The sequence below is a fragment of the Microbacterium hydrothermale genome, from assembly GCF_004854025.1.
Classification (GTDB): Bacteria; Actinomycetota; Actinomycetes; order Actinomycetales; family Microbacteriaceae; genus Microbacterium; species Microbacterium hydrothermale.
The window spans coordinates 228,778-249,808 of record NZ_STGM01000003.1 but is presented as its reverse complement, the minus strand read 5'-3'; the positions used below and the strand labels follow the sequence as shown (position 1 = coordinate 249,808).

At 71.0% G+C, this 21,031-nt stretch carries 17 protein-coding genes; 7 read left to right on the top strand and 10 right to left on the bottom strand.

Features of this window, described 5'->3' with window-relative positions; all coding sequences use genetic code 11:
* Window positions 1–3: 3 nt before the first annotated feature.
* Both FB047_RS08020 and FB047_RS08015 read right to left on the bottom strand, forming a co-directional pair.
* A complete protein-coding gene (locus tag FB047_RS08020) occupies window positions 4–1,002 on the bottom strand; it encodes a FecCD family ABC transporter permease (RefSeq protein ID WP_167494181.1) in 999 nt (332 codons plus the stop codon).
* Window positions 999–2,048, bottom strand: coding sequence for a FecCD family ABC transporter permease (locus FB047_RS08015; protein ID WP_240752674.1), 1,050 nt, complete (start codon window positions 2,046–2,048; stop codon window positions 999–1,001). The genes FB047_RS08020 and FB047_RS08015 overlap by 4 nt, the downstream gene beginning before the upstream one ends.
* A gap of 23 nt (window positions 2,049–2,071) precedes the next feature.
* On the opposite strand from FB047_RS08015, the gene FB047_RS08010 reads away from it, so the two are divergent.
* On the top strand, window positions 2,072–3,136 hold the full coding sequence (locus tag FB047_RS08010) for an iron-siderophore ABC transporter substrate-binding protein (protein WP_240752673.1): 1,065 nt from the start codon (window positions 2,072–2,074) through the stop codon (window positions 3,134–3,136).
* A gap of 117 nt (window positions 3,137–3,253) precedes the next feature.
* Here the strand turns inward: FB047_RS08010 and FB047_RS08005 are convergent, their stop codons facing one another.
* Window positions 3,254–3,931 (bottom strand): fasciclin domain-containing protein, encoded by a 678-nt coding sequence (locus tag FB047_RS08005; RefSeq protein WP_136586659.1) that lies wholly within the window; start codon window positions 3,929–3,931, stop codon window positions 3,254–3,256.
* Between the two features lie 321 nt (window positions 3,932–4,252).
* On the opposite strand from FB047_RS08005, the gene sigK reads away from it, so the two are divergent.
* From sigK to FB047_RS07985, 4 genes are all read left to right on the top strand, one after another.
* Window positions 4,253–4,843: an ECF RNA polymerase sigma factor SigK gene (sigK, locus tag FB047_RS08000; RefSeq protein WP_136586658.1), complete on the top strand. Its 591-nt coding sequence runs from the start codon at window positions 4,253–4,255 to the stop codon at window positions 4,841–4,843.
* Window positions 4,840–5,658 carry an anti-sigma factor gene (locus FB047_RS07995; RefSeq protein ID WP_136586657.1) on the top strand — a complete coding sequence of 273 codons (819 nt, stop codon included), beginning with the start codon at window positions 4,840–4,842 and terminating at the stop codon, window positions 5,656–5,658. The genes sigK and FB047_RS07995 overlap by 4 nt, the downstream gene beginning before the upstream one ends.
* Window positions 5,659–5,722: 64 nt before the next feature.
* Window positions 5,723–6,361 (top strand): DNA-directed RNA polymerase subunit beta, encoded by a 639-nt coding sequence (locus FB047_RS07990; protein WP_136586656.1) that lies wholly within the window; start codon window positions 5,723–5,725, stop codon window positions 6,359–6,361.
* Between the two features lie 320 nt (window positions 6,362–6,681).
* A complete protein-coding gene (locus tag FB047_RS07985; protein WP_136586655.1) occupies window positions 6,682–7,566 on the top strand; it encodes an aminodeoxychorismate lyase in 885 nt (294 codons plus the stop codon).
* A gap of 188 nt (window positions 7,567–7,754) precedes the next feature.
* On the opposite strand, the gene pstB is transcribed toward FB047_RS07985, so the two are convergent.
* The 4 genes from pstB to FB047_RS07965 all read right to left on the bottom strand — a co-directional run bounded on the left by pstB (window position 7,755) and on the right by FB047_RS07965 (window position 11,955).
* The gene (gene pstB / locus FB047_RS07980) at window positions 7,755–8,534 is read right to left on the bottom strand and encodes a phosphate ABC transporter ATP-binding protein PstB (protein ID WP_136586654.1); all 780 of its coding nucleotides are present in this window, start codon (window positions 8,532–8,534) and stop codon (window positions 7,755–7,757) included.
* A 19-nt stretch (window positions 8,535–8,553) separates the two neighbouring features.
* Window positions 8,554–9,636 (bottom strand): phosphate ABC transporter permease PstA, encoded by a 1,083-nt coding sequence (gene pstA, locus FB047_RS07975; RefSeq protein ID WP_136586653.1) that lies wholly within the window; start codon window positions 9,634–9,636, stop codon window positions 8,554–8,556.
* Window positions 9,633–10,670 (bottom strand): phosphate ABC transporter permease subunit PstC, encoded by a 1,038-nt coding sequence (gene pstC, locus FB047_RS07970; protein ID WP_420812648.1) that lies wholly within the window; start codon window positions 10,668–10,670, stop codon window positions 9,633–9,635. Before pstC ends, pstA begins: the two co-directional genes overlap by 4 nt.
* 157 nt (window positions 10,671–10,827) lie before the next feature.
* A complete protein-coding gene (locus FB047_RS07965; protein WP_136586652.1) occupies window positions 10,828–11,955 on the bottom strand; it encodes a phosphate ABC transporter substrate-binding protein PstS in 1,128 nt (375 codons plus the stop codon).
* A gap of 159 nt (window positions 11,956–12,114) precedes the next feature.
* Here FB047_RS07965 and FB047_RS07960 point away from each other — a divergent pair, with 159 nt between their 5' ends.
* Window positions 12,115–16,059: a Pls/PosA family non-ribosomal peptide synthetase gene (locus FB047_RS07960; protein ID WP_136586651.1), complete on the top strand. Its 3,945-nt coding sequence runs from the start codon at window positions 12,115–12,117 to the stop codon at window positions 16,057–16,059.
* Complete coding sequence (locus FB047_RS07955; RefSeq protein ID WP_136586650.1) at window positions 16,056–17,354, top strand: M1 family metallopeptidase; 1,299 nt, start codon at window positions 16,056–16,058, stop codon at window positions 17,352–17,354. The genes FB047_RS07960 and FB047_RS07955 overlap by 4 nt, the downstream gene beginning before the upstream one ends.
* A gap of 15 nt (window positions 17,355–17,369) precedes the next feature.
* On the opposite strand, the gene FB047_RS07950 is transcribed toward FB047_RS07955, so the two are convergent.
* The 3 genes from FB047_RS07950 to FB047_RS07940 are packed head-to-tail and all read right to left on the bottom strand — an operon-like array spanning window position 17,370 to window position 20,994.
* Window positions 17,370–17,894 carry a 4'-phosphopantetheinyl transferase family protein gene (locus FB047_RS07950; RefSeq protein WP_136586649.1) on the bottom strand — a complete coding sequence of 175 codons (525 nt, stop codon included), beginning with the start codon at window positions 17,892–17,894 and terminating at the stop codon, window positions 17,370–17,372.
* Complete coding sequence (locus FB047_RS07945) at window positions 17,891–18,829, bottom strand: NUDIX hydrolase (protein WP_136586648.1); 939 nt, start codon at window positions 18,827–18,829, stop codon at window positions 17,891–17,893. Before FB047_RS07945 ends, FB047_RS07950 begins: the two co-directional genes overlap by 4 nt.
* On the bottom strand, window positions 18,826–20,994 hold the full coding sequence (locus tag FB047_RS07940; RefSeq protein WP_136586647.1) for an RNA degradosome polyphosphate kinase: 2,169 nt from the start codon (window positions 20,992–20,994) through the stop codon (window positions 18,826–18,828). The genes FB047_RS07945 and FB047_RS07940 overlap by 4 nt, the downstream gene beginning before the upstream one ends.
* Between the last annotated feature and the right edge of the window lie 37 nt (window positions 20,995–21,031).

Sequence of the window (21,031 nt, the reverse complement as noted above, 5' to 3'; positions counted from 1 at the left end):
TGCTCACCGCCGCGAGCGCGCGACCACCCAGAACAGGTAGGCGCCGCCGACCACGCCGGTCAGCAGGCCTACCGGGATCTGCAGGGGAGCGAGCGCGCGCTGCGCGATGACGTCGGCGACGACGAGCACGCTCGCACCGGTGAGGGCGGAGCCCACGAGGGGGATGCCGGCACTGCCGAGCATCCGCCGCGCGAGCTGCGGGGCGGCTAGGGCGACGAAACCGATCGGACCGGCGACCGCCGTGGCCGTTCCGGTCAGGAGGGCGGCGACGACGATCAGGGCCAGACGCAGGCGCGGCGTGCGCACGCCCAGCGCGCGAGCGGTGTCGTCCCCGAGCTCGAGCGCGCGCAGATCCCGGTGCAGCAGCACGAGCACGAGACTCAGGATGCCGATCGACCCGGCGAGCAGAGCGACGTCGTCCATCGACGTCGCGGCGAGGCTCCCGTGCAGCCACTGGTCGGCATTGCGGGCGATGTCGATCGGGGCCCGCGTCAGCAGGTAGTCGTTGACCGCGGCGAGCAGCATCGACAGGGCGATCCCCGCGAGGATCGTGCGCTCGCGTGACACCCCGACGCTGCGCGCGATGAGCATCACCACGACTACGGTGAGCAGGCCGCCCGTCCAGGCTCCGGCCGCCGGCGAGGCGGTGGGGGCGATCACGATCAGGCCGATCAGCGCGCCGGTGGCCGACCCGGCGGTGAACCCGACGATGTCGGGACTGGCGAGCGGATTGCGGGCGAGCGTCTGGAACACCGCGCCGGCGAGGGCGAGGGCGGCGCCGATCAGCAGTGCGGCCAGCACCCGGGGTACGCGCAGTCCGAGCACGACGACGCTCGTGCGGGCGTCGGCGTGACCGGTGAGGGCGGACACGACCTCGGGCAGTGACGTGTGGAACGACCCGGTCGTGAGGCCGACGACGGCGGCGGCGAGGGCGACGGCGAGGGTCACCGCCGTGATGAGGACGCCGCGGCGTCGTCGCGCCTGCACGGCGGGGCGGGTCACGTCGTCCTCCGCAGAACGAGCCACAGCAGCAGCGGGGCGCCCAGGAACGCGGCGACGATCCCCGCCTCGATCTCGCCCGGGGCGGCGATGACACGACCGAGGATGTCGCTCGCGAGGGTGAGCGCGGCGCCGACGAGGGCGGCGAGGGGGAGGGAGCGGCGGACGTCGGGGCCCACGAGCCGGCGCACGAGGTGGGCGACGAGCAGCCCGATGAAGGCCAGGGGACCGGCGGCCGAGGTCGCGGTGGCGCACAGGAGGGTGATCGCCGCTCCCGCGCTGACGATGACGATCGTGGGCGACACCCCGAGCGAGCGAGCGACGTCCGTGCCGAGCGCGAGCTGGTCGACGCCGCGCGAGACGACGACCGCCAGGATCGCCCCGACCAGGGTGAACGGCAGGAGCTGCAGGGCCACGTCGGGGTCGCGCCGCTCGAAGGAGCCGACCGCCCAGAACCGGAACGACTCGAAGGTGTCGTCGTCGGCGAGGGTGACGATGCGCACCACCGCCGACAGGCACGCGGTCAGGGCGACACCGGCCAGCACGAGTCCGACGGTGTCGGCGCGGCGACCGGCGCGGGCCGCGGCGTTGACGAGGACGGCGGCTCCCGCGGCCCCCGCGAAGGCGAACCAGACGTATCCGCCGGCCGTCCCCACGCCGAAGAAGGCGATCGCCGTGACCACCCCCAGGGCGGCTCCCGCGTTCACCCCCAACAGGCCGGGGTCGGCGAGCGGGTTGCGCGTCACCGCGCGCATGAGCACGCCGGCGATGCCCAGACACGCGCCCGTCAGGAGGGCGGTGAGGGTGCGGGGCGCTCTGAGCTCGTGGACGATCACGCCGACGGCATCCCGACGGTCCGAGAAGAGGGCGGCGACGACGTCCGCGGGTGCGAGGGGTCGCGAGCCGACGGCCAGCCCGGCCACGGCCAGGGCGGCGACGATCACCGTCATCGCGACGATCCACGCGATCAGCCGCGTCCGTTCGGCCCGACGACGGGCGCCGTGGGGAGGGACCGGCGTCGCGAAGGCGACGGTGGTCGGATCGGGCACAAAGGTAAGGATAACCTCACTAGGTGATCGTCTTTCGTTCCCCGTCCCGTCATGCCCGTTTCCGTCCTCGCCGTCGTGGTGTCGCCTCCCTCGGCATCGGAGCGATCGCCGTCGCCGTCCTCGGCCTGACCGGGTGCGCCGGACCCGCCCCGACGACCGGGGTGGATGCCGAGGCCGGAGCCACGGGTCAGTGGGTCGTGGCGCGCGATCTCGAGCCGGGCATGGGGTCGAGCGCGGACGACGGCGTGTTCCCGCGCCAGGTCACGCACTTCGCCGGGGTCACCGACATCCCCTCGGCGCCGTCGCGCATCGCGGTCGTCTCGACGGGCCAGCTCGACGCGCTGCTCACCCTGGGCGTCGTGCCGACCGCGGCGACCCGCGCCGAGAACAGTGGACTCGTGCCGACCTACCTGCGCGAGGCCTTCCCCCAGGATGCCGCCTCCCTCGACGCCATGACCGACATCGGGCAACGCACCGAGCCCGACCTCGAAGCCATCGCCCAGGCCCGCCCCGACCTCATCCTCATCAACTCCACGCGGGGTGCGGAGCTGTACGACGCGCTCTCGGCGATCGCGCCGACGGTCGTCACGAAGGGCAACGGGGTGAATTGGAAGAGCGACTTCCTGCTCATCGCCGATGCGCTCGGCGATGAGGGCGCGGCACGCGGCATCCTGGACTCCCTCCAGGCGGACAGCGCCGCCTTCGCCTCGACGCACGCGAACGGGGAGCCGACGGTGTCGTTCCTGCAGTCCACCGGTGACCGCACGCGGATCATGGGCGTGCCGTCGTTCGCCGGCGGGGTGGCGCAGGACCTCGGGCTCGGGCGCCCGGCCTCGCAGCAGTTCGACGAGACGTCGCAGGACATCAGCGCCGAGCAGATCGATCTCGCCGACGCCGACCACGTCTTCTACGCGGGGATCGGCCAGGGTCTTGCGTTCATCGAGGACGCCCCGCTCTGGCAGACCCTCGGGGCGGTGGCCGACGGGAACGCCACGGCGGTGGATTACGACCCGTGGTTCACGAACGCCGGCCCGACGGCGGCGCGACTCGTGCAGGACGAGATCGTCGAGGTCGTCGGTCGGAACTGACGGCCCCGGTTGCGACGAAAGCGAGCGCCGGACCCCCTCGCCTGGGGTCCGGCGCTCGCCGTCAGGTCCGATCGGTCATCGATCGGTCGGAAGCGTGATCGCTCACGCTCCGAGGACTTACATCGGGGGCATCAGCACCGAGTCGATGAGGTACACGGTCGCGTTGGCGGTCTGGACGCCACCGCAGATGACGTTGGTCGAGCCGTTGACGGTGATCGAGTCACCCGAGCCCGCGACGGTGAGGTCCTGGCCCTCGACCGTGGCGTGCGTGCCGTCGATCTTGTCCGGGGCGATCTGGCCGGGGACCACGTGGTACGTGAGGATCTTGGTCAGGGTGTCGGTGTCGGTCTTCAGCGAGTCGATGGTCGCGGCGTCGATCTTCGCGAAGGCCTCGTCGACGGGGGCGAAGACGGTGAACTCGCTGCCGTTGAGCGTGTCGACCAGGTTCACGTTGGGGTTCAGCTGGCCGCTGACCGCCGCGGTGAGGGTCTTGAGGAGCGGGTTGTTCGAGGCGGCGACGGCGACCGGGTCGGCAGCCATGCCCTCGACCGAGCCGGCGCCCGAGGGAACGGCGGCGGCGTAGTCGGCGCAGCCGGGGCCCACGAGGTTGGCGGCCGGGTCCATCATCGACGACGACGCCGACGCGGAGGGCGACGCGGCCATCGAGGGGGCCATCGAGCTGCTGTCCTCGGCGGTGCCGCCCGAGGTGGTGCCACCCGAGCACGCGGTGAGAGCGAAGGCCGAGCCCAGAACGAGGGCGAGACCGGCGACGACAGGCTTCTTGTTGGTGAGCATGACATTCCTCCGAAATCGTTCGGATCGCGTCTGCGACCCGTCAGGGACACCCCGGTGCGAGGGGCGGTTCGCCGTGGAGCGGCTTACACAGGGTCTTCGGGACCCCCCGGGGATCGGATTGCGGAATGTTGCGAAAGGTCCGCGGATTCCCGTTGCGGCTGTGGTAAAAATCCTGGTCAGGTAGACATAAATATTCTTCAGAATATTTTTGAAACCGGCCCGGAAGGCGGGGCGCGGGCCGGTCGCCGCCCTCCTTAGCCCAACCGCGACGCGCGCGCACGTACGCGTGACTCCCGGGCAGCGTAGGGAATGATGGATGCCATGGTGATCGACGGCTTCGACCTCCCCGACGACGGGGCGGGAGCCGCCGACCAGATCGGCGCCCTTCTCCTCCGGGTCGCCGACGGTGACCGCTCCGCATTCGCCGCCGTGTACGACGCGCTGTCCGCTCGCGCGTTCGGACTCATCCTGCGGGTCCTCGTGGACCGCGCGCAGAGCGAGGAAGTCCTCCAGGAGGTTTTTCTCGAGGTCTGGCAATCCGCCGCGCGGTTCGCTCCGAACAGAGGACAGGGAAGGTCGTGGGTACTCACGATCGCGCATCGACGAGCGGTGGACCGGGTCCGGTCCTCGCAGTCGAGCACGGATCGGGATGTGCGTGCGGGCTTCCGCGATATGGATGTCGCTTACGACGACGTCTCCGAGAGAGTAGAACTGAAAATGGAAGGGCGGCGCGTCGTCGATGCATTGGCGACGCTTCCCGACGCCCAGAAGGAGGCCCTCACGCTCGCCTATTTCGGCGGGTACAGCCAAAGTGAGATCGCTACCCTCGTCGGGGCGCCGCTCGGAACGATCAAAACCAGGATGCGCGACGGATTGTCGCGACTGAGGATGGAAATGGGGGTGGACAAGTGAACGAGAGGGATTTCGCCGACCTCGCCGTCGGACACGCGATGAACGCGTTGTCGGAGGCAGATGAACGCGCGTACCAGGAGGCTTTGGCAGGCAATCCGCACTGGGACCACCATGTACGCGATGCCAGTGACATCGTCACCGCCATCAGCGCCTCGGTCGAACCCGTCGAGCCCCCGCCCTCCGTGCGGGAAGCGCTCTTCGCGCGCATCTCCGACCTCCCGCAGGACCCCGCTCCGCTGTCGGTGTCAGCCGGCGCGCAGGCGATGCTCGACGACGAGGACTTCGCCGCCGCGGGTGCCGCCCCCGTCGCCTCCGAACGCGAGGCGGTCGCGGTCGGTCCGTCGGCGGCATCCGGATGGGGGCCGCGTCGATGGTTCACCCTCGCCGCCTCTTTCGCCGCCGTCCTCGTGCTCGGATTCGGCGCGGTGACGGTCAGCCAGATCTTCTCCCCGCAGCCCGCCGTGGTCGCCCTGCAGCAGATCGAGGATGCCCCCGACGCCCAGTCGGCGACCACCACGCTGCCCGACGGCACCGTCGCGACCGCCCACTGGTCGCCCTCGACGGGGCAGAGCGTCCTCGTGACCGACGGGATGCCGATGCCCGAGGCCGGCAAGACCTACGAGCTCTGGTTCGTGCGGGGCGAGACGCCGATCGCCGCGGGAACTTTCGAACCGGATGCCGACGGCAAGGCGACCGCCGTGCTGCAAGGCGAGATGCACAGCGGCGACGTGATCGCCGTGACCATCGAGCCCGCGGGCGGCTCGCCCGACGGGACGCCCAGCACGGCTCCGGTCGTCGCCGTCGCCACGGCCTGAGCATCGACGGGGGAGCGGGTCGCTCGCGGCCCGCTCGCCCCGGGGCACGCTCTAGCCTGGAACGATGAGCGATTCACCCCGCGAATTCCACAAGCCGGTCCGCCGGCCCGCCGAGCTCTTCGATCGGCTGTTCTCGGCCGAAGATCCGGCGGAGGTCTCGCGCGTCGCGCACAGCACCGCCCAGGCCCTGCTCTCGCGGGTGCGTGCCGATCCGAGCGTCGACGTGGTCGAGCGCCTCGTCGCCTTCACCGACGATCACGGCATCGACGACATCGCGGAGCTGTGGTCGCGTTCGCCCGCACGGTCGCTCCCCGGTTCGCTGTGGCGGCTCTACCTGCTGCAGCTGATGATCCACGACGACGCCGCGACCGCGGCGCTGCTCTACGAGCGCGGAAGGGTCGAGATGGCCACCGTCGACGCGGTGGTCGCGGGCGCCCCCGCTCCGGCCGGCCCGGAAGAGCTCGTCCAGCTCATCGACACCATCCTGCGCGGTCTGTTCGAGGGGGACTTCGCGGTGGCCCTCGATCGTGCCGCGGCCTTCTGTCGCGTGCAGGCAGCCGGCTCGACGCACCTCGCCGACGACTACGAGAACACCGAGTCGGAGCGTGCGACCGCCCTCACCACGCGCGCGCTGCGGCTCGCGACGTACGCGGACGACCTCTCGGCCTCGGCCGCGCTCTGGCGCCGAGACGCCCTCAGCTGAGCATTCGTCGTCGCCTCGAGCGGGTCTCCCGCGCCGCGTCGCTGGACCCGCAGCGGAGTGTCCTCGACGCACGGCCGGGCTGAAATGTCAGGCCCGGAAGCGGGGGACGGCGGCGCGGACTGCGCGGCCGTCCCGCAAAAGAAAAGTGCCGGACCGCAGAACGCCTCTCGGCGCAAGGCCGCTCATAGCGGCAGAAGATGGAGCCCGGGGTTACTGCGGCCCGGCTGTAGAAGTGTAGCAAGGCGACCGCGAAGACATTCCCTCGCGCGCCCCCGTTGACAAGGCCCGGGCGTGTCGGACCCCCGGCGTAGGCTCGCTGCATGGCTTGGCGTTTCGCTCTCATGATCGACCCCGTGGCATCCGACGATCAGGGCGGCGATCACACCGGCACTCTCCGCGTCGTCGATCCCGAGGCCGCCGCCCTGCCGCTCGGCGAACTCAGCGCGCAGCGCGGAGACGGGGTCTTCGAGTCGATCGGTGTGGTCGACGGGCACCCCCACGAGGTCGGACCCCACCTCGAGCGTCTCGCCCATTCGGCGGCCCTGTGCGATCTCCCCGCACCGAACCTCGCCCAGTGGCGCGCGGCGGTCGACCGGGCCGCGACCGAAGCCGGGCCGGGGGAGAGCGTGATCAAGCTCATCCTGAGCCGTGGCGTCGAGGGGGGTCCGCACCCCACGGCGTGGGTCACCCTCGCGGACGCCCCCGACAACACGGGGGCGCGGCGAGACGGGGTGCGCGTGGTGACACTCGACCGCGGTTACCCCCTGGGCGTCCCGGCGCGGTCGCCCTGGCTGCTGCTCGGGGCGAAAACCCTGTCGTACGCCGTGAACATGGCCGCGATCCGCGAGGCCAAGCGCCGCGGGGCCGACGACGCCGTCTTCGTCACCACCGACGGTTTCGTGCTCGAGGCTCCCACGGCATCCGTGCTCCTCCGGATCGACGGACGGTTCGTCACCCCGGCGCCGAGCGCCGGCATCCTGCACGGCACGACGCAGCTCAGCGTTTTCGCGCACCTCGAGGGGCGTGGTCTCCAGGCCGCTTACGAGACCGTCCCGGTGGCCGATCTCGCGCGAGCGGATGCCGCGTGGCTGCTGTCGAGCGTGCGTCTCGCGGCTCCGATCTCCGCCGTCGACGGTATGCCCGTCGCGATCGACCGCGACCTCACCGACGAGCTGAACGCGTTCCTCCTCGCGCGTCGCGACTGAGCGGGGCTCGCGGCGGGAACGGGCGTGTCCGGCCGCGCGCGTGGCGACCGCCCGCGCGCAACGACCCGGCACGTGCAGCGACGTGGCGCGCGTCTGACCGAGAGCGCATCGCTATCGAAGGCGCATCGCGATCGACGGCCGCCGGGAACGACGAAGGCCCCGCCGGAGCGGGGCCTTCGCGGGGCGCCTTATCCGAAGCGTCCCGAGACGTAGTCCTCGGTGGCCTGCACGGTCGGCGCCGTGAAGATCGTGGACGTGTCGTTGTACTCGATGAGCTTGCCGGGCTTGCCGGTTCCGGCGATGTTGAAGAACGCGGTCTTGTCGCTCACGCGCGAGGCCTGCTGCATGTTGTGCGTGACGATCACGATCGTGTACTCGTTCTTGAGCTCGGAGATGAGTTCCTCGATCGCGAACGTCGAGATGGGGTCGAGCGCCGAGCACGGCTCGTCCATCAGCAGCACGTCGGGCGACACGGCGATGGCGCGAGCGATGCACAGACGCTGCTGCTGACCGCCCGAGAGGCCGCCGCCGGGCTTGTCGAGGCGGTCCTTGACCTCGTTCCAGAGGTTCGCACCCTGCAGCGACTTCTCGACGAGCGCGTCGCCGTCGCCCTTCGAGAGGCGCTTGTTGTTCAGTCGGGCGCCGGCGAGCACGTTCTCACGGATCGACATCGTGGGGAACGGGTTGGGGCGCTGGAACACCATGCCCACGTGACGGCGCACGAGCACCGGGTCGACGCCCGGGCCGTAGAGGTCGTCGCCGTCGATCAGCACACGACCCTTCACGTGTCCGCCGGGGATGACCTCGTGCATGCGGTTCAGCGTGCGCAGGAACGTGGACTTGCCGCATCCCGAGGGGCCGATGAAAGCGGTGACGGAGCGAGGCTCGATGTCGATCGAGACGCCCTCGACCGCGAGGAAGTCGCTGTAGTAGACGTTGAGGTCCTGGACCTCGATGCTCTTGGACACGAAGGTGCCTTTCTTGGGCTCAGCGCGCCTTGGGCGCGAACACCGCCGCCACGATACGGGCGATCAGGTTGAAGATGACGACGAGGACGACCAGGAGGAAGGCGGCTCCCCAGGCCTGGGCCTGGGAGGCGTCGATGTCCTGCCCCGGGAAGCTGTACGCGGTGTACGCCATGACGGGGAGGGTCTGCATCGGGCCTTCGAACGGGTTGGCGTTGAAGTTGTCGGTGAAGCTCGCCGCGATGAAGATCGGCGCGGTCTCACCGACGACGCGGGCCACGGCCAGCACGACGCCGGTGATGATGCCCGACGCGGCCGTCCGCAGCACGACCTTGATGATCGTGGCCGAGCGCGGCACGCCCAGGGCGAGCGACGCTTCGCGCAGATCGGCGGGCACGAGGCGCAGCATCTCCTCCGTCGAGCGGATGACGATGGGGATCATCAGCACGGAGAGGGCGATGGATGCCGAGAACCCGCTGAAGGCCTTCGGCCCGACGATCAGGCTGAACAGCGAGAACGCGAACAGACCCGCGACGATCGAGGGGATGCCCGTCATCACGTCGACGAGGAAGGTGATGGCGCGGCGCAGCGGGTTGCTGGGCTGCGCGTACTCGACGAGGTAGACGGCGGCCAGGATGCCGATCGGCACGGAGATGAGGGCGGCGATCCCCGTGATGATGAGCGTTCCCGTGATCGCCTGCCAGGCGCCCGCGGTCGCCACGACCTCGAGGGTGTCGGGGTCGAACGCCGTGCCGCCCACCTGCGTGATGAACTGCAGGTTCACGACCGCGAGTCCCTTGGAGACCACGGTCCACAGCGTCGAGATCAGCGGGGCGACGGCGAGCAGGAAGGCCGCGGTGACGAGCCCGCGCACGACGCGGTCGACGGCCTTGCGGCGGTTCTCGACGATCGAGGAGCCGACGCCGATGGCGATCAGGTAGAGCACCGCGGTGAGGATGAGCCACGCGGCGATGTTGAAGCCGCCGAAGAGCAGCTGCAGGCCGGCGACGACGATCGCGACGCCGACGAGCACCATCGGTTCGATGAAGCGGGGCAGCTGTCCGCTGGTGAGGGCCAGCGGCGCGGAGGGGGCCGTGACGGTCATGAGCGCTTGCCCTTCTTGCGACCCTTGGCGCCGGGGCCCGTCGCGCCGATGATGTAGCGGGCGAACATGTTGACCGCCAGCGAGATGACGAACAGCATCAGACCGGTTCCGATGAGCGCGGAGCGCTGCAGGTCGGTCGCGATCGGGAAGTTCAGCGCGATGTTGGCCGCGATGGTCTGGGAGTTGTACCCGTCGGTCAGCAGGAGCACCGAGTAGATGAGGCTGGGCGACACGATCAGCGCGATGGCCATGGTCTCGCCGAGGGCGCGGCCGAGGCCGAGGAGCGTCGCCGAGACCATGCCGCTGCGCGCGTACGGGAACACCGCCAGGCGGATCATCTCCCAACGCGTGGCGCCGAGGGCGAGCGCGGCCTCTTCGTGCAGGCGCGGGGTCTGCAGGAAGATCTCGCGCGTGATCGAGGTGACGATCGGGAGGATCATGACCGCGAGCACCACGCCACCGGTGAGCATCGTCGAACCCGTCGACGACACCGGGCCCTGGAACAGCGGGATCCAGCCGAGGTACTTGTTGAGGAACTCGCCGACGGGCAGCAGCAGCGGGCGCATGACGATGATGCCCCACAGGCCGAAGACGATCGAGGGCACCGCGGCGAGCAGGTCGACGACGTAGCCGAGGGCGCCGGCCACGCGACGCGGGGCGTAGTGCGAGATGAACAGCGCGATGCCGATGGCCACCGGCGTGCCGATGATCATGGCGATGAAGGCCGCCCACACGCTGCCGAAGAGCAGCGGGCCGACGTACTCCCAGAAGTTGGACCACTGCCCGTTCTGGTAGCCGGCGAGGTCGCCCTCGCTCCAGTTGGCCGTGATCGCGGGGAGGCCGCGAAGGATGAGGAAGATCGCGACGCCCGCGAGGATGATCATGATCGACACCGCGGCCGTGGTCGACAGACCCAGGAAGACGGAGTCGCCGACCCGGCGCTTGCCCACGATGCTCGTACGGGCCTGGGTCGAAGCGGTCGGATCGGTCGGTGCGGACGGGGCGGTCTCGGTGTCGGAGACGGTGTCAGTCACGGGGGACCTCACGCTCGGCACGGGTCATGGGTGCTCCTCGGTCGGGTGGTCTCTGAGGATGTCGGCTCAGCGGAGCGTTCGACCCGGGTCGACCGTTCCGATCAGCCCGGCCCGACCCGCACGGAAGGTGCGAGCCGGGCCGAAACCGGAGAGATGTTTACTTGATGGCGGCGAGCGTCTCGGCAGCAGCCTCGAGCACCGAGTCGGGCAGCGGGGCCGAGCCGGCGTTCTTCGCGGCGACCTGCTGGCCGAGCGTGCTGGTCACGAAGCCGAGGTACGACTTCACGAGCTCGGCCTGCTTGGCGTCCTTGAACGAGGTGCAGGTGACGGCGTACGAGACCAGCGGGATGGGGTAGGTCTCGGCCGTGAGCTTCGAGTAGTCGAACTTCTTCGACAGGTCGCCCGTGACGCCGTTGGAGGCGTCGACGGCCGCGGCCTCGAAGGTCGCCGTGACGGCCTCGGGGCTGTAAGCGACGGCGGTGCCGTCCTGGATGACCGACGCGGCGTTCAGGTCGCCGATGGCCGAGTGGTCGGCGTAGCCGATGGTGCCGGAGCCGGCCTTGACCGCCTCGACGACGCCGGAGCCGCCCTTCTGCTTCGAGACGTTGCCCTCGATCGGCCAGTCCTTGCCCGCGGGCGAGGTCCACACCGACGACTGGGTCGCGGCGAGGTAGTTCGTGAAGTTCTGGGTCGTGCCCGAGCCGTCCGAACGCGCGACGGTGGTGATGGCGCCGGCGGGAAGCGCGGTGCCGTTGTCCTTGGTGATGGCGGGGTCGGACCAGTCGGTGATCTGCAGCGCGAAGATCTTCGCGATGGTCTCGCCCGAGAGCTTGAGCTCGGTCACGCCGGGGATGTTGAAGATGATCGCGACACCGTCGAGGTAGACGGGGATGTTCACGCCGCCGTCGGTGCACAGCGCCTTGGACTGGGTCGTCTGGTCGGCGTTGAGGGGCGAGTCGGAGCCGGCGAAGTCGTACGCGCCGCTCAGGAAGTTGGTGACGCCACCGCCGGAGCCCTGCGACTTGTCGTAGTTGATCGTGACGCCCTTGGCCTGGGCGTTGTAGGCGCTGGTCCACGCGGCCTGCGCGTTGGCCTGGGCGCTCGAGCCACCGGCGGTGATCGTGCCCGAGAGGTTCGGGTCGATGCTGAAGGCCACGTCGGACGAGGTGGGGGAGGCAGAGGTACCCGCGGCGTCGCCGGAGCCCGAGGTGCCGGCGCAGCCGGCGAGAGTCAGGGAGGCCACGGCGGCCACGGAGCCCAGCAGGGCGAGTCGGGAGAGCTTCACGGTGTGAATCCTTCGCATGTTTGGGGACGGAACCCGGTGCAGGGTTCGTCGTGAACGGTAAACAGCGACTCTTAAGAGTCTGCGTTGTGCGGGTGAACGGAAGGTGAACCGGGGTGGCCCGTCCGGGGTGTTTCCCGGGGCCTTGTACTCTTCGTCCCCGTGACGACCTCTGCCTCCGCCGCCCAGGCTCCGCTCGATCGAACGGATGCCGCCCACCCCGCGCGCACGCTCGTCGACCTTCTGTCGGCGGTGGCCGCGCGGCATCCCGAGGCCTCCGCGATCGACGACGGATCCGGCGCCCTCAGCTACCGGGAGCTGCTCGCCCGCGTGTGGAAGACGGCCGCCGCCCTGCACGACGCGGGGGTGCGCCGCGGCGACCGCGTCGGCGTGCGCATGCCGTCGGGCTCGAAAGAGCTGTACGTCTCGATCCTCGCCGTGATGGCTGCGGGGGCGGCGTACGTCCCGGTCGACGCGGACGATCCGGACGAGCGTGCGCGCCTCGTGTTCGGCGAGGCGGGGGTGCGCGGGATCGTCGCCGGGACCGGGGAGTTCGTTCCCGCCGATGGTGACGGCGACCTCGTGAGGTTGTACGAGGGGGCCGCGCCGCACCCGAGCACGAGCGCCGTGCCGATCGTGGCCCCTCCCACGGTCGACGACGACGCCTGGATCATCTTCACGTCGGGATCGACCGGCGTGCCCAAGGGCGTGGCCGTGTCGCACCGCTCCGCCGCGGCCTTCGTCGAAGCGGAGGGGCGCATCTTCCTGCAGGGCGAGCCGCTCGGCCCGGGCGATCGCGTGCTGGCCGGACTCTCGGTCGCGTTCGACGCCTCGTGCGAGGAGATGTGGCTCGCGTGGGGTCACGGGGCGTGCCTCGTCCCCGCCCCGCGCTCCCTCGTCCGCTCGGGCGAGGACCTCGCGCCGTGGCTGCTGCGGCAGGGGATCACGGTGGTCTCGACGGTTCCCACCCTCGCGGCGATGTGGCCGGCCGACTCGATCGAGAACGTGCGCCTGCTCATCTTCGGCGGGGAGGCGTGCCCGCCCGAGCTGGCCGCCCGTCTCGTCGCCGAGGGGCGCGAGGTGTGGAACACCTACGGGCCCACCGAGGCCACGGTCGTGGCATGCGCGGCGCCCCTGGACGGCACCCTTCCGGTGCGCATCGGCCTGCCCCTGGACGGGTGGGCGCTCGCCGTCGTCGACGCGGAGGGGCTCCCGGTCGCCGAGGGCGAGGTGGGCGAGTTGATCATCGGGGGCGTCGGTCTCGCGCGCTACCTCGATCCCGCGAAGGATGCCGAGAAGTACGCGCCCATGCCGACCCTCGGGTGGGAGCGAGCCTATCGCTCGGGCGACCTCGTGCGCTTCGAAGCGGCGGGGCTCGTCTTCCAGGGCCGCGCCGACGACCAGGTGAAGGTCGGGGGCCGTCGCATCGAACTCGGCGAGGTCGAGTCGGCCCTGCAGGACCTTCCCCAGGTCAGCGCCGCCACCGTCGCGGTGCGCACCACCGACGCCGGCGTCCCCGTGCTCGTGGGATACCTCGTCATGGAGGACGGCCGCGAGCTCGATCGCGCCGCCGCCCGCTCGCTCCTGGCCGAGCGGCTGCCGGCCGCGACAATCCCGCTCCTGGGGGTCGTCGACTCCCTCCCCGTGCGCACGTCGGGCAAGGTCGACCGCGCGGCGCTCCCGTGGCCGCTGCCGGGAGTGGACGCCCCCGCCCCCACCGACTTCTCGGCCGACGAGGCGTGGCTCGCCGAGCAGTGGCAGGCGGTGCTGGGGCTGGCCGTGACCGATCGCAAGGCGGACTTCTTCGATCTCGGGGGCGGCTCGCTCGCCGCCGCGCAGCTCGTCTCCCGCATCCGCGCGCGCGTGCCGGAGTTCTCCGTCCCCGACATCTACGACGTGCCGCGGCTCGGCGCGATGGCCAAAGCCCTCGGGCCCCAGCTGGGCGACGAGGCACCGGCGTCCTTTCACCGGGCGGTTCCGACGCCGCGGGCGACGCAGTGGGTGCAGACCGTGCTCGGTGCTCCGCTGTTCATCCTCTCCGGCATCCGCTGGCTCCTGTACCTGCTCACGGCGTCGGCCATCCTGCAGCTCGTGCCCGGGTTCGAGGTGCTGCCGAGCGTCCCCTGGGGCATGCTCGTGGTCGGGCTGCTGGTCTTCGCGACGCCGTTCGGGCGGATGGCGATCGCCGTGGCATCCGCGCGACTGCTCTTGGCGGGCGTGCGCGCGGGTGACTATCCGCGCGGGGGCTGGGTGCACATCCGTCTCTGGCTCGCCGAGCAGATCGCCGACCAGGTGGATGCCGTCGGCCTGGCCGGAGCGCCCTGGGTGTCGTACTACGCCCGTGCGCTGGGCGCGCGGATCGGTCGCGACGTGGATCTGCACGCGCTGCCCCCGGTCACCGGTCTTCTCGTCGTGGGCGACGGGGCGTCGATCGAGCCGGAGGTCGATCTCACCGGCTACTGGATCGACGGCGACCTCGTGCGCATCGGCGAGGTGCGCATCGGCGCCGAGGCGACCGTCGGCGCCCGGTCCACTCTCGCGCCGGGGACGAGGATCGGCCGTCGCGCTGAGATCGCCCCGGGTTCCGCGGTCTTCGGGCGGGTCAAGGCCGACCAGTCGTGGGCCGGGTCTCCCGCCGTCCGCGTGGGAGGAACGGCCAAGGACTGGCCGGCCGAACGACCGCCGACGCCCACCCGCTGGCTCTGGGCCTACGCGGGGTCGGCGGTGCTGATCGCGCTGCTCCCGCTCGCCGCGTTCACGGTCGGCGGTCTCGTCCTCGCCCAGGGGATCCGCGGATCGGCGACCCTGGCCGACGCGGCGGGGGCGGCCTTCGCCTGGCTCGTGCCGGCCGTCGCCATCACGGGACTCGTGTTCGCGGCATCCGTGGTGCTGCTCGTCCGCGTTTTCTCGCTCGGGCTGGCGGAGGGGACGCACCCGGTGCGCAGCCGCGTGGCGTGGCAGGCGTGGACGATCGAGCGCCTGCTGGACGCCGCCCGGACGATCCTGTTCCCGCTGTACTCGTCGCTGTTCACCCCCGTCTGGCTGCGGCTGCTGGGCGCGCGCGTCGGCCGCGACGTCGAGGCATCCACCGTCCTCCTCCTGCCGTCGATGGCGCGGATCGAAGACGGCGCGTTCCTGGCCGACGACACGATGGTCGCGTCGTACGAACTGCACGCCGGATGGCTGCGGATCGGGCCGGTGCGCATCGGCAAGCGCGCGTTCCTCGGCAACTCGGGCATGGCCGCCCCCGGCCACCGGGTGCCGCGCGACGGACTCGTGGCCGTGCTGTCCGCCGCGCCGCGCAAGGCGAAGGCCGGATCGTCGTGGCTCGGTTCGCCGGCCGTACGCCTGCGGCGTCTGTCGGCGGAGGGCGACGAATCGCGCACCTACCGCCCCACCGCGGGGCTCCGGCTCGCCCGGACGCTGTGGGAGCTGTGCCGGTTCGTGCCCGTCGTCGTGACGTGCGCGATCGGCCTCGGGGTCGTGCTCTCGCTCGCGGCGCTGTGGCAGGGCGTCGGGCCGGTGTGGACGCTGCTGCTGTCGGGCGTGGTCCTGCTCGCGGCCGGGGCCGTCGCCGCCGGGGTCTCCACGGCGGCGAAGTGGGCGATCGTCGGTGTCATCCGTGCGGGGGAGCAGCCGCTGTGGTCGAGCTTCGTCTGGCGCACCGAGGTGTCGGACACCTTCACCGAGATGGTCGCGGCGCCCTGGTTCGCACGGGCGGCCGCGGGGACCCCGGCGCTGGCTGTCTGGCTGCGAAGCCTGGGCGCGCGTATCGGCCGCGGAGTGTGGTGCGACAGCTATTGGCTTCCTGAGCCCGATCTCGTGACCCTCGGCGACGCGTCGACGGTCAATCGGGGCTGCGTCGTGCAGACGCACCTGTTCCATGATCGAATCATGAGCATGGACACCGTCGAGCTCGAGCCCGGGGCGACCCTCGGGCCCCACAGTGTGGTGCTGCCGGCCTCGACCCTCGGCGCCCACGCCACCGTCGGTCCCGCCTCGCTCGTGATGCGCGGTGAGACCGTTCCCGTCGGTTCGCGGTGGAGCGGCAACCCCATCGGCCCCTGGCGCGCGGTGAAGGTGCGCGCCTACCAGTCGACGTCGTGAGCGCCGCCGACCCATACGCCCCGCAGAGCGGCGACGTGTCGTACGACGTGCTCTCGTACGATCTGACGCTCGGCTACCGTGTCCGCACCAACCGGCTCGAGGGTGTCGCGACGATCCGTGCCGTCGCCCGCGAGGCGCTGTCGTCGTTCGCACTCGACCTGGTGGGTCTGCGCACGAGCCGTGTCCGGGTGAACGGGATGCCGGCGCGGTACGCCGCCGGACCGCGCCTGCTGCGCGTCACCCCGGGTGGGTCGATCGCCGCGGGAGACTCCTTCGACGTCGAGGTGACGTACGCGGGCGCTCCTGCTCCGCGGCGCTCGCGGTGGGGCGCGGTCGGGTGGGAGGAGCTGACCGACGGTGCGCTGGTCGCGGGGCAGCCGATCGGCGCACCCACGTGGTTCCCGTGCAACGACCGGCCCGACAACCGCGCGACGATGCGTATGGAGATCACGGTCGACGACGGCTACACGGTCGCGGCCACCGGCGTCGCCGGGGCGAGCACGCGCCGCGGTGGACGGGTGACGACGACTTTCACCTCAGACGTCCCCACGGCGACCTACCTCGCTGCGGTGCACGTGGGCCCCTATCGGACACGCCCTCTCGCCGGCAGCGGGGAGGGCGTCGTACCGGCCGTGGTCGTCACGGCCCCGCCCGCGCTGACGGCGGCCGCCGACCGGGCGTTCTCGACGGTGCCCGACATGCTGCGTCTCTTCGAGCGGTTGTTCGGGCCGTATCCCCAGGAGGCGTGCACCCTCGTGGTGACGGCCGATGAGCTCGAGATCCCGCTCGAAGCCCAGGGCCTCGCCGTCTTCGGCATGAACCACCTCGTCCCCGCCGCCCAGCGGCTCGTGGCGCACGAACTCGCCCACCAGTGGTTCGGCAACAGCGTCGGTCTCGCTCGCTGGAGCGACATCTGGCTGAACGAGGGGTTCGCCTGTTACGCGGAGTGGCTGTGGTCGGAGCAGTCCGGTGCCGCCGTCGTCGAGAGCTGCGTCGCCGAGAACTACGCCCGTCTGGCGGCGAAGCCCCGCGATCTGCTGCTGGCCGATCCCGGACCCGATGACATGTTCGACGACCGCGTGTACAAGCGCGGCGCGATCGCCCTGCACGCGGTCCGTCGTGCGCTCGGCGACGGTGCGTTCTTCGACCTCCTCCGCGCCTGGACCGCCGAGCACCGCCACGGGCTGGTCACCACCGATGACTTCCGATACGCCGTCGAGCAGGCCGGGGGAGCGGATGCCGCGGCGGTCCTGTCGCGCTGGATCGATCACGAGGCGCTTCCTCCGCGTCCCTGAGCGTGGCGCTAAGCGTCAGCGCACGGCGATGGCGGCAACGAGGCCCGCGGGGGCCTCGATGTCGACACCGTTCCAGTCGCGAGGTTTCCTCGCGACGCCTCCGTCACCGGCCGCGTGTCGGATGCGGGCCGTCCAGGCCGGACCCTGACCGCGCACCTCCACCCGCGCCGGATCGACCGCGAGACCTCGTCCGTCGGCCTTGAGCACGGCCTCGACGCGGGCCCATCCGATCGCATCCGCGCCGCCGTGCGGGAGGATCCGCTCCAGGCCGGCGGCGCCGGCGGGGGCCGCATCGACGCCGATCCGCGCGTGGTTCCGCGTCACCGCCACCACGGCCCACCCCGGTGCGTACGAGACCGAGACGGCGGCATCCGCCCCCTCCACGTGCGGGCGACCGTGATCGGCTCCGCACGCGGCGCAGAGCGACGAGACGGTCGCGCCGGGGAGCAGCTCAGCGAGGATGGCCCTCGACGCATCGCGCCGGGGCGAGCCGGCGGGAACCTCCCGCCAGGCCACCTCGACACCGGGCGGAAGCGTCACACCTGTGGTTCGTGCGTCTCGATCGCGACGATGCCCGCGCCGGGGTGCTCGACCGGCACGTGCACCACCGAGAACGCGGCGGGCTCGAGCGCCGAAGCGCTGCCGAGGTAGGAGCCGCTCATGGTGCCGGTCGCCAGGGCGAGCTCGTGCAGGATGTCGGGCAGCACGGGACCGTGGCTGGCGAGCACGACGGGCTTGCGCGAACGCACCCGCTGCCCGATCACCGACCGGGCGTCGGCGCGTCCGTCTTCCCAGGCGTCCTGGCTGATCGACTCGGCGAACTGCACGCGCTGACCGATCGCCTGGGCGATGGGCGTGGCGGTGCGGACGCAGCGCTCCGCCGGGCTGGAGATCACGCGACGCACCCCGAACGCGAGCAGCGGCCCCACGATCGCCTGGGCCTGGCGTCGGCCGCGGGTGGTCAGCGGGCGGGCGGTGTCGCTGCCCTCCCAGTCCTCGCGCGACCGCGCCTTCGCGTGCCGCAGCACGACGATCGGGAACGTCGGCAGGGCGCCCTCGTCGACGATCCGGCAGAACTCGTCGAGGATCTCGATGTCGACGGGGTAGCTCAGCCGCTTCCGCGCCTTCTTCAGACTCACCCACTCGATCGCGGCGACCTCTTTGTTCGGCACGAACGACGAGGTGCGCACGGCCGCGTCGGTCGCTTCGGCCGCCCAGTAGTGCACGATCTTCGTCCGGCCGTTCGGCATCCGATATCTCGACACCCCCACGGGGACGCCCAGGGCGACACGGATGCCGGTTTCTTCGCGGATCTCGCGCACGGCGGTCTCGGCGAGGGTCTCACCGGGGTCGACCTTGCCCTTGGGCAGCGTGAGGTCGCGGTACTTCGTGCGGTGGATGAGGAGGATGCGGAGCTTGCCCTCGATCACCCGCCACACGACACCGCCCGCGGCGTAGACGGCGGTCTCGGTCACCGCGCCGTCCGCGCGCGCCGCTTGCGCTGCACGAGCGCCATCGTGTGCTCCTGCAGGTCGACCAGGGGAGCGCCCTCGGCGTCGGTGCTGTGCCGCGTCCATTCGCCCTCGGAACCGAGGTGCCAGGAACTGGTGCCGTCGTTCATCGCGAGGTCGAACAGTGTCGTCAGCTCGCGCACCTGCGCCTCGTCGACCACCCGGACGAGCGCCTCGACGCGGCGGTCGAGGTTGCGGTGCATCATGTCGGCGCTGCCGATGAACACCTGCGGGTCGCCGTCGTTCGCGAACGAGAAGATGCGTGAGTGCTCCAGGTAGCGGCCGAGGATCGAGCGCACGGTGATGTTCTCGCTCATGCCCGCGACACCGGGCTTGATCGAGCAGATGCCGCGCACCCACACCTCCACGGGCACCCCGGCCTGGCTGGCGCGGTAGAGCGCGTCGATGATCTGCTCGTCGACCATCGAGTTGACCTTGATGCGCACGCCCGACGGCTTGCCGGCGAGGGCGTTCTGCCGCTCCTTGTCGATGTGACGCAGCAGCCCCTTGCGCAGGTGCAGAGGGGCGACGAGGAGGCGCTTGAACTTCTTCTCGATCGCGTAGCCGCTGAGCTCGTTGAAAAGACGCGTGAGGTCGCGACCGACCTGGTCGTCGACGGTGAAGAGGCCGAAGTCCTCGTAGATGCGACTGGTCTTGGGGTTGTAGTTGCCCGTGCCGACGTGGCTGTAGTGGCGCAGGCGCCCCTCTTCTTCGCGGATGACGAGAGCGAGCTTGCAGTGGGTCTTGAGGCCGACGAGGCCGTAGACCACGTGCACGCCCGCCTTCTCGAGCTTGCGCGCCCACACGATGTTGTTCGCCTCGTCGAAGCGCGCCTTGACCTCGACGAGGGCGAGCACCTGCTTGCCGGCCTCTGCCGCGTCGATGAGTGCCTGCACGATGGGGCTGTCGCCCGAGGTGCGGTACAGCGTCTGCTTGATGGCGAGCACGTGCGGGTCGCGCGCGGCCTGCTCGAGGAAGGCCTGCACACTCGTCGCGAACGACTCGTACGGGTGGTGCACGAGCACGTCGCCCTTGCGGATCGCGCCGAACAGGTCGGCGCGGCCGTTCTGCTCGGGCGGCTGGAAGGCCAGCGCCGTCTTGGGCACGTGGGGCGGGTAGTGCAGGTCGGGACGGTCGATGCGCGACAGGTCGAACAGGCCGCGCAGATCGAGGGAGCCGGGGAGGCGGTAGACCTCCTGGTCGGTGATGTCGAGTTCGCTCAGCAGCAGGTCGCGCGTGACGTCGTCCATGTCGTCGGTGATCTCGAGACGGATGGGCGGACCGAAACGGCGGCGGAGCAGCTCGGCCTCGAGAGCCTGGATCAGGTTCTCGGTCTCGTCCTCCTCGATCGTCATGTCCTCGTTGCGGGTGAGGCGGAACGCGTGGTGGTCGAGCACCTCCATCCCGGGGAAGAGGTCGCCGAGGTGGTTGGAGATGAGCTCTTCGAGGGGGAGGTAGCGCACGCCCGGACCGTCGCCGGCGACCTCGACGAAGCGCGGGAGCATGGGCGGCACCTTGAGACGCGCGAACTCCTGCCGCCCGGTGCGGGCGTTGCGGATGCGGATGGCGAGGTTCAGCGACAGCCCCGAGATGTAGGGGAACGGGTGCGCCGGGTCGACGGCCAGCGGCATGAGCACGGGGAAGACGTTGCGCTGGAAGTACTCGGTCAGGCGGGCCGCGGTGTCGTCGTCGAGCGAGTCCCAGGTGACGACCTCGATGCCGGCCTCGGCGAGGGCGGGACGCACCTTCTCGGTCCAGGCGGCGGCGTGGCGCAGCTGCAGGCGGTGGGCCTCGGCCGAGATGTCGGCGAGCACGTCGAGCGGCGCACGGCCCACGTTGGTGGGGACGGCCAGGCCCGTCACGATGCGACGCTTCAGACCCGCGACGCGCACCATGAAGAACTCGTCGAGGTTGCTGGCGAAGATGGCGAGGAAGTTCGCCCGCTCCAGGACCGGCACGGTGGGGTCTTCGGCGAGTTCGAGCACGCGCTGGTTGAACGCCAGCCAGCTCAGCTCGCGGTCGAGGTAGCGGTGGTCGGGCAGCTGGTCGTCCTCGGCCTCGACGGCCTCGTCGAAGTCGTCGTCGTCGGCGTCGCCGAGCCCGGCATCCAGCGCGTCGTGTTCCATCATCCCCACATCATTGCAGGGGTCGGTGACACGGGAGTGA

Bases quoted from the DNA above. Each gene is read 5' to 3' on its own strand.
- FB047_RS08005 (WP_136586659.1), bottom strand. From the start codon at position 3,931: ATGCTCACCAACAAGAAGCCTGTCGTCGCCGGTCTCGCCCTCGTTCTG.
- sigK (WP_136586658.1), top strand. From the start codon at position 4,253: ATGGTGATCGACGGCTTCGACCTCCCCGACGACGGGGCGGGAGCCGCC.
- FB047_RS07990 (WP_136586656.1), top strand. From the start codon at position 5,723: ATGAGCGATTCACCCCGCGAATTCCACAAGCCGGTCCGCCGGCCCGCC.
- FB047_RS07985 (WP_136586655.1), top strand. From the start codon at position 6,682: ATGGCTTGGCGTTTCGCTCTCATGATCGACCCCGTGGCATCCGACGAT.
- pstA (WP_136586653.1), bottom strand. From the start codon at position 9,636: ATGACCGTCACGGCCCCCTCCGCGCCGCTGGCCCTCACCAGCGGACAG.
- FB047_RS07940 (WP_136586647.1), bottom strand. From the start codon at position 20,994: ATGATGGAACACGACGCGCTGGATGCCGGGCTCGGCGACGCCGACGAC.